Source organism: Actinomycetota bacterium (assembly GCA_030776725.1).
Lineage (GTDB): Bacteria > Actinomycetota > Nitriliruptoria > Nitriliruptorales > JAHWKO01 > JAHWKW01.
Genome location: JALYHG010000122.1, coordinates 26,501 through 39,374 on the forward strand (window position 1 = coordinate 26,501; position 12,874 = coordinate 39,374).

At 67.2% G+C, this 12,874-nt stretch carries 12 protein-coding genes; 7 read left to right on the plus strand and 5 right to left on the minus strand.

Annotation, left to right across the window (positions count from 1 at the left end):
• Positions 1–142: 142 nt before the first annotated feature.
• Complete coding sequence (locus M3N57_05735) at positions 143–1,366, minus strand: glycosyltransferase (GenBank protein MDP9022197.1); 1,224 nt, start codon at positions 1,364–1,366, stop codon at positions 143–145.
• 136 nt (positions 1,367–1,502) lie between these two features.
• Positions 1,503–2,474 (minus strand): glycosyltransferase family 2 protein, encoded by a 972-nt coding sequence (locus M3N57_05740; GenBank protein ID MDP9022198.1) that lies wholly within the window; start codon positions 2,472–2,474, stop codon positions 1,503–1,505.
• A gap of 404 nt (positions 2,475–2,878) precedes the next feature.
• Here M3N57_05740 and M3N57_05745 point away from each other — a divergent pair, with 404 nt between their 5' ends.
• From M3N57_05745 to M3N57_05755, 3 genes are read left to right on the plus strand one after another with little or no spacing between them, the layout of a single operon-like run.
• Entirely contained in the window at positions 2,879–3,892 is a 1,014-nt protein-coding gene (locus M3N57_05745) for a Gfo/Idh/MocA family oxidoreductase (protein ID MDP9022199.1), read from the plus strand.
• The gene (locus tag M3N57_05750; GenBank protein MDP9022200.1) at positions 3,877–5,097 is read left to right on the plus strand and encodes an NAD-dependent epimerase/dehydratase family protein; all 1,221 of its coding nucleotides are present in this window, start codon (positions 3,877–3,879) and stop codon (positions 5,095–5,097) included. Before M3N57_05745 ends, M3N57_05750 begins: the two co-directional genes overlap by 16 nt.
• A 43-nt stretch (positions 5,098–5,140) precedes the next feature.
• Positions 5,141–6,418 (plus strand): hypothetical protein, encoded by a 1,278-nt coding sequence (locus M3N57_05755; protein MDP9022201.1) that lies wholly within the window; start codon positions 5,141–5,143, stop codon positions 6,416–6,418.
• Here M3N57_05755 and M3N57_05760 read toward each other — a convergent pair.
• Positions 6,393–8,111 (minus strand): hypothetical protein, encoded by a 1,719-nt coding sequence (locus M3N57_05760; protein ID MDP9022202.1) that lies wholly within the window; start codon positions 8,109–8,111, stop codon positions 6,393–6,395. The genes M3N57_05755 and M3N57_05760 overlap by 26 nt on opposite strands.
• 105 nt (positions 8,112–8,216) lie before the next feature.
• On the opposite strand from M3N57_05760, the gene M3N57_05765 reads away from it, so the two are divergent.
• The 4 genes from M3N57_05765 to M3N57_05780 are packed head-to-tail and all read left to right on the plus strand — an operon-like array spanning position 8,217 to position 11,921.
• Positions 8,217–9,266: an SDR family oxidoreductase gene (locus M3N57_05765; GenBank protein ID MDP9022203.1), complete on the plus strand. Its 1,050-nt coding sequence runs from the start codon at positions 8,217–8,219 to the stop codon at positions 9,264–9,266.
• Entirely contained in the window at positions 9,263–10,075 is an 813-nt protein-coding gene (gene rfbF / locus M3N57_05770; GenBank protein MDP9022204.1) for a glucose-1-phosphate cytidylyltransferase, read from the plus strand. Before M3N57_05765 ends, rfbF begins: the two co-directional genes overlap by 4 nt.
• Before the next feature lie 2 nt (positions 10,076–10,077).
• Entirely contained in the window at positions 10,078–10,617 is a 540-nt protein-coding gene (gene rfbC / locus M3N57_05775; protein ID MDP9022205.1) for a dTDP-4-dehydrorhamnose 3,5-epimerase, read from the plus strand.
• On the plus strand, positions 10,614–11,921 hold the full coding sequence (locus M3N57_05780) for a Gfo/Idh/MocA family oxidoreductase (protein MDP9022206.1): 1,308 nt from the start codon (positions 10,614–10,616) through the stop codon (positions 11,919–11,921). The genes rfbC and M3N57_05780 overlap by 4 nt, the downstream gene beginning before the upstream one ends.
• A gap of 3 nt (positions 11,922–11,924) precedes the next feature.
• Here the strand turns inward: M3N57_05780 and M3N57_05785 are convergent, their stop codons facing one another.
• Together M3N57_05785 and M3N57_05790 are read right to left on the minus strand one after the other, a co-directional pair.
• Positions 11,925–12,557, minus strand: a complete 633-nt coding sequence (locus M3N57_05785) for a 2-C-methyl-D-erythritol 4-phosphate cytidylyltransferase (protein ID MDP9022207.1) — start codon at positions 12,555–12,557, stop codon at positions 11,925–11,927.
• Between the two features lie 79 nt (positions 12,558–12,636).
• On the minus strand, positions 12,637–12,874 hold a 238-nt coding region (locus tag M3N57_05790; GenBank protein ID MDP9022208.1), incomplete at its 5' end, for a transposase.

Genomic DNA, 12,874 nt, shown 5'->3' on the forward strand with positions numbered 1-12,874 from the left:
CGCGCTGCCACAAACCGGCACGCTCGGTAGCCGCGACAGTCTACCCACGGTCGGCTGGTCTTCGACCGCCGTCGCTCCGTTTGCTGTGCGAGCTCGCGAAGTGCTGGGCCAGAGGGCCGCGACGGGAGGTGCGCAGGGACGGTCAGCGCGCTCGGTGCGCTGAGCGACCCTGCACCCGATTCGACCGATAGCTGCGAACAGCTTCCTCGTACGCAGTCAGGATCGCCTCTGTGTATGACCGTCGGGGGGGCAGCGGCGTGGTTCTCACGGGGGCCGGGCTGGCCAGGAAACGGTCGATGCCCGCAGCCAGGCGGCGCGCCGTGAGGTCGGGGGGGCCCGGCGGGACAGACACGGACAGCTCCTGCGGCCACTGACGCACGATCTCCCGGGGGCCTCCGTGATCGAGGCACACGACTGGCGTACCGAGTGATAGTGCCTCGCTGAGCGCCAACCCCGCTTCGTCGTGCAGTGACGTGTGGAGGACCGCAGCGGCGCGGCCAACCCGCTCCAGGAGATGTTCGCGCGGGATCCACCCGGCGATCCGCACCCGATCCTGCCAGCCCCGGCGACGGATCTCGCGCTCGATGCGTGACCGGTCAGGACCGTCGCCATAGATGATGAGTTCCGCACGAGGGTGGGTGACGTAGCCCCACGCACGCAGCGCGAGCGGGACCGCTTTCCACGCGACGAGCCGTCCGGCGATGACCACTTCAGGCCTGCGCTGGTCGATCGGCGGCGTGCTCCAAGCCTTGGCGGCCGTCGCGTTCGAGACGATCTCGACATGACCAAACGGATGCAGGACCCGCGCTGTCGCCTCGTTCTGAGCGAGGATCACGTCGGCTCGCCGCGCTGCGCGCCGCACCGGAGGCAGGGCTGCAGCACCCTTCCGGCCGACCATACGAGCGAGGTCACCGAGGAAGCCTCTGCCGCCTAGCTCGCCCACGAGGACCATCGGTGGCAAGACACCGCCGCCGACCGGGCCCCAGACGAACGGCTTGTCCACCACGGCGACACCGGCGCGCGTCCAGTAGCTGGCGAGCGTCGCATGATGGATCACGTCGAAGTTCACCACTCGGTCGAGATCGAGGACACGGGTGCTGACTCGCCGCTGCCAGCGGTCGTAGTAGCGGTGGAACGCGACGAGGCTCAGCCCATGCTCCCGGACGCCGAGCGGGACGGCTTCCACGTGGATGCGATCCGCAAGGCTGGATCGCGCGAGGTAACGCTTCAGCTTGCGAAGGCCGATCTCTGTCGTCAGGAGCCAGACCTCGTGCTGGGAGGCCGCAGCGAGGAGCGTCTGAAGCCCGACCTCGGGCTCTGAACCTTTGCCGACCTCGCACGAGTATGCCGACAGCAGGACCTTCACCCGCGACCGTCCGGCCCCTCGGCGGCGCCTGCTGTCGATTGTCGGCCAGGAAGGGGGCACGACGCGTCCCTCTTGTCCTTCGGCCGCCCTCGGGCTGGACGCGGAGTGGCGGAGAGGCCGCGAGGCTCACAGACGTTCATCGACTGCTCTGCGCCTTGGCGAGCGCTACTTGCTGTCGCAGGTCGTCGAGCCATGGCCGGGCCTCGGACAGCCAACGGCGGTCGGAGAGGAACCAACGCCGCAGCAGCGGATGGGCGATCGACGGCACAGCTACTCCCAGGACACGTACGAGCGAACCCCGGTCCCCACAACGGACGCCCTGCGTATAAGCGCCTGCAGCCCGTCGACGTAGACCCGCTCGCAGTAGCTCCGAGCCGACGAAGCGCAGCTGTTCACCGCGATCGACCGTTCGGTTCCCGCGCAGATCGGTGAACTTCTCCTCGACGAGAGAGATCTCCGCCTGGAACTCGGCCGCACGGCGGGAGAGGTTACTGCCGTGCTGGCGATAGGCGACCAGTGGCGCGAGGACCAGCGCCGGCAGACCCGACCGACACAACCGGAGGCTCACGTCCCAGTCTGCGGTGAGCGTCAACCGGGGGTCCAGGAGACCGTCTGCGTCCAGGGCATCGCGACGCCACACGACGTTCGACATGCCCGCGGGGATCACGTAGCGAACCGGTAGCTCCCGCACCACCTCCTCCGGCGTCATCGGGGGGACACCCCCCAGGAGACGCAGATCGTCGTCGACGAACACGCAGCCCGTGTATGCCCAGACGGTTCCCGCAGCTTCCGCAGCGTCGAGCTGACGCCGAAGCTTGTCGGGTGCCCACAGATCATCGTCGTCGCAGAAGCCGACCCAGTCCCCCCGAGCGGCGGCCAAGCCGGCGTTGCGGCCGCCCGTGGCCCCACGGGTCTCTTCGTGACGGATCACCCGCAACCGTGGGTCGTCGATCGTCTCAAGGAACGCCCCGGTGTCGTCTGTGCTGCCGTTGTCGACCACGATCACTTCGAGGTCGACGCCTCGCTGCCCCAACACACCACGCAGAGACTCGCGAAGGAGCGAACTGCGGTTGTACGTCGATGTGACGACGGAGACGAGCGTGGTCACCCGGACTGCTTCCGGTACGGGCCCGGCCGACTCCAACTGGCCTGCATACACATCCTTCGCGCTTTGATCCTCGTTCGGCGGCCGCCACCGCCATCGTACCACCTGGATAGCGATGAGTGAGCCGGCAATTACCGCGTGATGCGGATGGCGATGCCCCGGTTGCGCGATCAGAGCCCAGACAGATCACCTGAACGGTCGGTGGCAGTCATGCCAGGATCCCACGGGGTGGGGGTGTGCGCGCCACATGTCCGTCGCCCGCCGTTGACCATCCTCGCGCTCGAGCGCCACCGCTCGTGACTTTCCGCGAGGATGGCGAGGGGCCTGCCAGTCCGCACGCGGTCGGCTGACGGTACTCTGCGCGACCGCACAACCCTGGTCGAAGCTGGCCGGAAGAGGACCGCCTGGTGCAAGCTGAACCCGTCCGGATCGCTGTTGTCGGTTGCGGCGCGGCTGCCGAGATCCTCCACCTTCCCCGCTTGGCAATGAGAGCTGACTGTGATCTCGTCGCGCTCGTCGATCCCCAACACGACCGCGCCCGTGCGCTCGCCCAGCGGTTCGGCGTCCCGCGGATCTTCGCCAGTCACCGTTCGTTGCTGGACGAGGATGTGGACGGGGCGTTGGTCGCCGTCCCCAACCATCTGCACGCCGCTGTGAGCGCCGAGCTCCTGCACGGGGGAATCGACGTGCTCGTGGAGAAGCCGATGGCTCGGTCGGTGGAAGAGGGGCGTGCGATGCTCTCCGCCGCAGAGACAGGAGACGCGGTCCTCGCCGTCGGGCTGCCGTTGCGTTTCTCCCAGGCCAACCGGCTCGTGAAGTCCGCGATCGACAGCGACTTCCTTGGCGAGATCGAGTCGTTCTCCTTTCGCAGTGGTGTGGCGTTCGACTGGCCCGTCACGTCCACCTACCTCCTGGACCGCGACACAGCCGGTGGCGGCGCGCTCATCGACGTCGGAACACACGTTCTCGATCTCCTGTTGTGGTGGCTCGGCGACGTCAGCCACTTCGAGTACTTCGACGACAGCTGCGGCGGGGTAGAAGCAGAGTGCCGCCTCGACGCTGTCACCGAAAGCGGTGTGTCCGGGACGGTCGAGCTCAGCCGGACGCGCGAACTCGGCCAGACGGCAGTCATCACCGGCGATCAAACGGAGCTGGCGGTCGTGCTCGTCGAGAACCGCCTCCGTCTACGTCTGCGTGGAGGCCGAACGGTGATCTCGGGGCAGGCGGCGGTGGACGGTGCGTCTGCGGCGCCCCAATCCGTCGATGATCTCTTCGAGGCGGAGCACAGCGACTTCATCGCCGCAGTCGCTCGGCGTTCAGCTCCCGCCGTCGCTGGTGACGAGGCGCTTCGTTCGCTCGCGCTCGTTGAGGACTGCTACCGACAGCGACGTCCGCTTCGACTCCCGTGGACGATCTCGTGACCAGCACCGGGAACCTCAACCTGTCCGACGCCCGTGTGCTGGTGACAGGGGGTACGGGCTTCATCGGGGGGCGTCTGGTCGAGAAGCTCGTCGTCGCGCACGGCGCGCAAGTGCGAGTACTCACGAGACGGCCCCAAAGCGCGGTGCGCGTCGCTCGGCTTCCGGTGGATCTCTGCGTGGGGACAATCACGGACGAAGCGGCCGTGCGCACGGCGGTAGAGGGTTGCGATGTCATCCTCCACTGCGCGCACGATCCCGGCGCCCGGAGGCGGCAGCGTCAGCTCGCGACGCGAGCTGCGCGACACCTGATCGACGTTGCTTCCTCCACGGGCGTCCAACGCATCGTCCATATGAGCTCCTTGGCCGTGTACGGGCCGACTGCGGACGGCGACCTCACCGAGGAATCACCGTGGACGCCCATCCGGGACGACTACGTTCAGGCGAAACGGTCCGTCGAACGTCTTCTGCACCGCGCGCAGCGCGAACAGGGGCTCCCAGTGGTGACCCTTCAACCGACCGCGGTGTACGGGCCCTACGGCAAGGTCTGGACCGCCGTCCAAGTCCGGGACATGCAGGACGGGTTGATCCCACTGATCGACGGCGGGCACGGCCTCTGCAACGCCGTCTATGTCGATGACGTGGTCGATGCGATCGTCCTCGCCGCAACCACACAGGGGATAGAAGGCGAAGCGTTCCTCATTTCGGGACCCGAACCCGTGCCGTGGGCAACCTTCTACGGCGCCTTCGAGTCGATTCTTGGTGCGCGCAGAACGATCGACGTGCCACGGGCGGATCTCCCCCACCTCGCGCGCCTTGAGCAGCGACGGAGTCGGAGAGCCCTGCGGGAGTGGGTCGGCACCTCGATTCGGGGTTGGTTGCACGATCCGAACACCGTCGCGCTGGTGCGCGATCTGGCATCCGTGCAGCGCACGATCGACCTACTCGCCGCAACACTGCCCGACGAGCAGTGGGCTGCCCTGAAGCGACGTGTCTCCTCGGACGGTCGGTCGGGCCGCCCACCCAACCGCGCCACAGCGATGCCGCGGATCATCATCCCCAACGACATGCTCCTCAACCTCTACGTCTCGAAGACGCACGTGCGCATCGACAAGGCACGGACCCGCCTCGGATACGAGCCACGGTTCGACTTCGACCGAGGCATGCGATTGACAGGGGAATTCCTCCGCTGGTCGGGGATCGTCTGACCCGGCATCGACAGGTGGAACTCGGCGACGTCGATGGGCAGGCGTGATGCCGACACTTCCCGCCGCGCTGGGCAGGACGATATGGGGGCTGGGCGACCAGGCGGTGTCCAGCCTCACGAACTTCGCGGTCGGGATCGTGGTCGCCCGAGCGCTGGGCCCCGAGGGTTTCGGTGCTTTCAGCCTGGTCTTCGCCACCTACCTGATCACGATCAGTGTGGCCCGTGCGCTGGCATCGGAACCCTTGATCGTCCGCTACAGCGCCGCCTCGTCACAGGCCTGGCGCGGCGCGGCAGGACGCGCCACGGGGACGAGCGCGGCGATCGGCGCTGTCGCCGGCATTGCTTGCCTCGCGATCGGGCTCCTCTGGTCGGGACCCGTCGGGGCTGGCCTGTTGGGATTGGGTGTGTGCCTTCCGGGCCTGCTCGTCCAGGACTGTTGGCGCTTTGCCTTCATGGCGCGCGCCACGCCCCGTTCGGCTCTCATGAACGACTCGGTCTGGGCCATCGTGCTCGCACTGCTGCTTGGTGCTGTCCTCGCCACGGACGCAACGTCGGTGCTGTGGGCTGTCCTGGCGTGGGGCGGGGGGGCGACCGCGGCGGCGGCGGTAGGGGTGCTCCAGGCGTCTGTGCTCCCACGCCCGACGGCCACCCATAGATGGTGGGTCGAGCATCGCGACGTGGCACCGCAGTTCGCCGGCGAATCCGTCGCGCTCGCTGCGGCCACCCAGTTGAGTCTCTTCGGCATCGGTGCGGTGGCCGGCATCTCTGCGGTCGGAGCTTTCCGTGGGGGCCTCCTCCTCTTCGCCCCCATGCAACTGCTCCTGCTCGCCGCCCCGCTCGTCGCGGTCCCCGAGGCCGCCCGGGCACTGAGAGCCGGGGCCAGCCACCTGCGGATCGCTGCGCTGGTCGGGGTCGCACTATCCGCGCTGGCTCTCACCCTTGCCGTGTTCCTGCTGCTCCTGCCCGATGAGATCGGCAGGTGGATCCTGGGGGACACGTGGGACGCCGCACGTCCGCTTCTCGGACCGCTGACCCTTGCGGTGCTCGCAACCGCCGTACTCACCGGCCCCTTCGTCAGCCTTCGCGCGCTCGCGGCGTCCCGCCACAGCCTTCGGGCGCGGTCGGTCAACTCGGTCGCGGCGCTCGTCGCGGAGGTCGCAGGAGCTGCTGCGGCTGGAGCGATCGGTGCAGCGTGGGGTTCGGCGGCGGGGATGTGGATCGGCGCAGCCGTCTGGTGGCGCGAGCTTCGCGACGCGACCGCGAGTGACCGATATGCCCGGAGGATCCGAGAGGGAGCTAACCGAGATCCGACGGCTTGCTGATGAGGTAGCCGGCGACACCCAGATGGCGCAATCCCGACCGCCGCAGCACCTCGACGGCCTCGCGGGCTCCGGCCACGATCGGCGAACCGTGGAGGTTGAACGAGGTGTTCAGGACGGCGCCCCGCCCGGTGCGATCCCGGAAGGTACGGATGAGGCGGTAGAAGTCGGGGTTGTCCTCCTGCCGCACCACCTGCGGCCGTGCTGTCCGGTCGTAGGGCTGGATCGCTCCGGCGAGCTCGTCCGCACGGTCGGTCGTGTCGAACGTCATGATCATCCACGGCGCGAGCATCTTGCGCGGGTTGTGTATGTAGAGATGCTCCTCCTCCTCTAGGACTGCTGGGGCGAAGGGCATCCAGAAGTCGCGGCTCTTGATCATGTCGTTGATCTCACGCACAACGTCCTTGCGGGTCGGATCCGCGATGATCGAACGGTTGCCCAGGGCGCGAGCGCCGAACTCCATCCGACCACGCGCCCGAGCGACGACCTCTCCGTCGGCGACCATCTCTCCGATGCGCTCGTCGATCGCGTCCCCGAGGTAGGAGACCGCGTACCCGCGCTCGCGCAACGGCTCGATCTCGCGTTCCACGTCGGCGTCGGTGATCTCCGGGCCCCAGTACAGAGCACCCAGCGGGGCGATACGTTCAGGCCCGACCGCGGCCGCGTGGACTTGGTACGCGGCCCCGATGGAGTTCGTCTCGTCGCCACACGAAGGGAAGACGAACAGATCATCCAGCGCATCCAGCTCGTAGATGCGCTGGTTGGCCTTCACGTTCATGAAGACGCCGCCACCCAGGGCGACCCGCCGCACACCGGTCGCAGCGACAGCGTTCCGCACCCAGGTGACGAGGTGCTCTTCGGTGAACCGCTGCAGGCCTGCGGCGATCCAATCGAACCGGTGGCGTTCGAGGCGGCTGCGGAACTCCCGGTAGCAGCGGTCCATGGGGGGTGTCCGGCGAGCATGGGTCCAGGTCAACCCTGCATCCGCGTCGAAGCGCAACGTCCCACGGAACTGCTCGTAGCTGCGCTGGGCACCACGCTCGGGGGCGTACGGGGCCATCCCCATCAGCTTGTACTCGTGCTCGAGCGGGACCATGCCCATCAGCGCGGTGATCGTTGCGTACAGGCTGCCAAGGGAATCAGCGGCCTCGACGGTTGCGATCGGCTCATCCGTGTGACCGGCGCGCCCAACGCGGACGCTGGCAGACAGGCCGTCACCGTGCCCGTCCGCGGTCAGCACCAGGACCGGCTCATCCTTCCATCCCGAGCCGTGGTAGGCGGCAGCGGCATGCGCGGTGTGGTGGTCGACGAAGGAGACCCGGTCGCGAGACAGCCCGACACGGTCGACCTCCGAAAGCCGTTGTTCGCGACGCCGGCGGTGGGCAAGCCGAACCAGGGGGGTCGCTTGTGCGGCCCGGCGGACCCGCGATCGCAGTCGATGGGCCTCGTCGAGGGCGCGGATGAGATCTTCTCCGGTGAAGGCCCCCAGTATGTGCTGGGATGCGATCGCCACGTGGGTGACCTCGTCGGGATGCGTGCCGGACTCCTGGAGCACCCAACGGATCGACCGGTGCGGGAAGCAGAAGTGGTTCTTGATCCCCGACAGCCGCTCCTCCTGGATGGCTGCGGCGACCTCACCGTCCACGAGCAGGCATGCCGAGGCGTTGTGCTGATCGTTGATGCCGAGGATCTTCATCGACGTCCTGACGAGAGACGATGGCCGAGGTTATCTGTCCAACCCGCGGCGCGTGGCCGATACGGCCGGTAAGGTGCCGCGCCTTAGTGACGTCGCGAGGGCATGATGCGCGTTCTGGTAACAGGTCACGAAGGATACATCGGACAAGTCCTGGTCGAGGTCCTCGCCAACGCTGGCCACGAGGTCCACGGTCTGGATAGCGCTCTGTTCATCAACTGCACGCACGGACCACCACGGCCGCCGATCACCGCAGCCGAAGTCGACATCCGTGACGTCACGCGACGCGATCTGGACGGGTTCGACGCGGTCGTGCATCTGGCCGCATTGTCAAACGATCCCCTTGGCGATATCGAGCCGTTCCTCACCGATGAGATCAACCGGTGGGCGTCAGTGCGCTTGGCGTCCTTGGCGAAGGAGGCGGGAGTTCGCCGCTTCCTGTACTCCTCATCGTGCAGCGTCTACGGCGCAGGGAACACCGATGTCCTTCTCGATGAAGCGGCACCGATGCTCCCCGTAACCCCATACGCAAGGTCGAAGGTGCAGGTCGAAGAGGATCTCCTCGCGCTCGCCTCGGCGACCTTCGCGCCGGTGTGCCTGCGCAATGCAACCGTCTACGGCTGGTCTCCGCGCTTGCGCCTCGACCTCGTGCTCAACGACCTGGTCGCGAGCGCCTACCTGGAAGGCGTCGTTCGAGTGCTCAGTGACGGAACGCCGTGGCGTCCGCTGGTTCATGTTGAGGATGTCGCACGCGCCTTCCTTGCCGTGTTGGAAGCCCCCGCGGACGCGGTCCGTGGGGAAGCGTTCAACGTGGGGGACGAAGCGGGCAACCGTCAGGTTCAGGACATTGCCGAGGCGGTCGCTGAGGTCGTCCCCGGGAGCGAGGTGGTCATCACCGGCGAGCGGGGCTCGGATTCGCGAACGTACCGGGTCGACTTCTCGAAGCTGCGAAAGCATGTGCCATCGTTCCGCTGCACGTGGACGGTCCACGACGGGGCTGCTCAACTCCACGAAGCATTCCGCCGTGTCGGACTGACTCACGAGGACCATGCGAGGACCTTCCGGCGAGTGGAGTGGCTGAACGGTTTACGCGCCGCCGGAAGGGTGGATGACACGCTCCGGCCCCGGCGGCCAGAGACAGCGGGGGTGATCGCATGACCGTCACACACGACCTACGACCCCAAGACATCCCCGTGGTGATCCTCGCCGGTGGGCTGGGAACGCGCTTGCGCGAGGAAACCGAACGTCTGCCGAAGCCTCTCCTTGGGATAGGCGGACGTCCGATCCTGTGGCACATCATGAAGATCTACGGACACCATGGCTTCCGCCGATTCGTCATCTGCCTCGGCTACAAGGGCTGGGCGATCAAGCAGTACTTCCTCAACTACCGCGAACAGCACACCGACTTCAGCATCCGACTCGCCGACGGCACGCCCACCTACTACGGGCGGCCAACTGTCGAGGACTGGGAGGTCGTCTGTGCGGAGACCGGCCTCTACACCGGTACGGGCGGGCGGCTCTCACGGGTGCGCGACTACATCGACACGGACACGTTCATGTTCACGTACGGCGACGGTATCGGTTCGATCGATCTGCCGGCGCTGCTGTCTCACCACCGCCGCGAAGGACGGATCGGTACCGTCACCGGCGTTCATCCCACGTCGCGCTACGGGGAGATGATGGTTGACGGCCATCGAGTCACGGAGTTCAACGAGAAGCCGACCCGCCCGGAGGGCTTCGTCAGCGGCGGCTTCTTCGTCCTCAGCCGCGGCATCTTCGACTACCTGAGTGACGACGAAGACCTGTTCTTCGAGAGCGAGCCTCTCCAGAAGCTCGCACGCGACGATGAGCTGTCGGTGTATCCCCACGAGAGCTTCTGGCACGGCATGGATACCTACCGCGACTATTCCTATCTGAACGATCTTTGGGGCAGCGGTGACGCACCCTGGAAGACGTGGGACGACTAGCCATGCGTTTCCAAGAGACCGAACTCGCCGGCGCATGGGTCGTCGATCTCGAACCTCATGGCGACGAGCGCGGGTTCTTCGCCCGAGCGTTCTGTGCCCGCGAGTTCGCCGACCGCGGGCTCTCCACCGTCGTCGCGCAGACGAACGTGGCGTACAACCGACGCCGTGGGACCGTCCGCGGGCTGCACTTCCAGCGCCAGCCTGCCGCGGAGACGAAGCTGGTGCGCTGCGTGCGCGGCGCGATATGGGATGTGATCATCGACCTCCGGGACGCCTCCCCCACTCGCCTGCAGCATGTGGGGGTGACGCTCTCCGCCGACAACCACCGTGCCCTCTACGTCCCCAAGGGATTCGCGCACGGATACCAGACGCTCGAGGGCGGGACGGAGGTCCTCTACCAGGTCGACGAGTTCTACGCACCCGGCTGTGAATCGGGGCTGCACTACGACGACCCCGTCCTGGGCATCCGCTGGCCGGTGGAGGTGACGACGGTCTCGGAGAAAGACAGGAGCTGGCCCTTCCTCGCGGCGGCAACGTCGTGATCATCGTCGATGCGGCACTCGCCGAGCGCGCCGCCCGGCGGGATCCTGTGCGGGTAGGCATGGTTGGCGCCGGCTTCATGGGTTCGGGCATCGCGCGACAGATCATCCGCTCCACGCCCGGCATGGAGCTCGTCGCAATCGCCAACCGCGACCCCACCCGAGCGCGGCAGGCGTACCTCGACGCAGGCGTCGATCCTGGCCAGATCGTCGATTGTGCGGAGCGTCGGAAGCTGGAGTCCGCAGTCGCCGACAGGCGGCCAGCCATCACCTCGGATGCGGCCGCGTTGTGCGCCGCCGACGGCATCGAGGCGGTGATCGAAGTCACCGGGACCGTCGAGTTCGCCGCGACGACGGTGCTCGAAGCGCTGTCTCACCGCAAGCATGTCGTGCTGATGAACGCGGAACTCGACGGGACGATCGGCCCCGTGCTGAAGCACCGGGCCGACGTTGCAGGCGTCGTCTACACGGCCTCCGACGGGGATCAACCGGGCGTTCAAGGCAACCTATACCGTTTCGTGCGGGGTCTCGGTCTCGAACCGCTGGTGTGCGGCAACGTCAAGGGCCTCCACGATCCCTACCGCAACCCCACGACACAGCAAGGCTTCGCCCAGCGCTGGGGACAGAACGTCAATATGGTCACGAGCTTCGCCGATGGAACGAAGATCTCGTTCGAGCAGGCGATCGTCGCCAACGCCACCGGGATGCACGTCGCCCGTCGCGGCATGGTCGGCCACGTGATCGACGGACATGTGCGAGATCTCACCGACGTCTACGACGTGGACGAGCTGCGCCAGATCGGCGGCGTCGTCGATTACGTCGTTGGCGCCGAACCCGCTCCGGGAGTGTTCGTGCTGGCCGCCTGTGACGACCCCCGCCAACGCCACTACCTCGACCTCTACAAGCTCGGACCAGGGCCTCTGTACTGCTTCTACACCCCCTACCACCTGTGTCACTTCGAGGTTCCAGCGTCGGTGGCGCGTGCGGTGCTGTTCGGGGATGCGGTGCTCGCACCGGCTAGCGGCCCGGTCGTCGACGTCGTCGCTGCGGCCAAGACCGACCTCGACGCGGGAACCGTCCTCGACGGTCCTGGCGGTTACCACACCTACGGTCTATGCGAGAACAGTCATGTCGCGCGGGCTGAAGGCCTCTTGCCGATGGGGCTGGCGCCCGGGACGCGTCTCAACCGGGCACTCAACCGCGACGACGTTGTGCGCTGGCAGGACGTCGCGGCACCAGCCGGGCGACTGGCCGACTCTCTTTGGCACGAGCAGAACGAACGGTTCCGTCCGTCCGGACCAACCTAGAGTTCATCCTGCGCCGATCAGGCGGTCGGCTATCGCCAGATCGGCACGCACCGTGACGTGGATGTTCCTCGGGTCCCCTGGGACGGCGACCACCTTCCCGCCGCGCGAGGCGACGAGCGCGCTGTCCTCGACCGTATCGGGCTCGTCCGCGTGCACGGTGCGCAGGACGTCCGCCGCGAACGCTTGGGGCATCTGAACCAGCTGCAGCCCGCGCCGATCGGGCACGTCGCTCATCGTTCCACCGTCGAATCTTGCGACGACTTCTCGCAATGGTAGGGCGGGAACCGCCCCGTCCGCACCCCCACGGACCGCCTCGACGACCGCGGCGAACAGTGTCGGCGTGGCCAGAGGATGAGCCGCGTCGTGGATCACCACGATCTCGGCGTCGGCGGGGACCTCGCGTAGCCCCGCCCGTACGGACGCCGAACGTGTTGCGCCACCGCGGACCGTGACGGCCACCGACCGTGCATCCCACATCGCCTTGTCGGGCAGGACGACCACGGTCGCGTCACAAGCGCCGACCGCAACCTCCACGGCCCAATCGATCAGGCGGCGCTGACCAAGCAGTGCGAACTGCTTGGTCGCACCGAAGCGAGCTCCATGCCCTGCTGCGAGCACGACCGACCAGATGGACATTTCGAGCCCTTCATCGAGACGACCGAAACCTCGCTGCCCGACTCATCCCGCCTCCAGGTGACGGTCAGTCAATCTGGCTCTAAGCAACTAACGAGGGGGCGCGGCCTCTGATCTTGGCGGTCGGGGCAGTATTCCAGACGACGCCGCAGTGCAGCAGCAGGCGCATGCGGTAGTGGTTGAAGTTGCGGATCCCGAAGCCGATCCTCTTGATCTTTTTCGCGAGGAGGTTCATCGCCTCACTTCGCGCGTTCGACACGCGACCGTGGTGGTAGGCGAGCACCCGGTGGCGCCAGTGGCGCACGGTGCCGGCGAGGCGG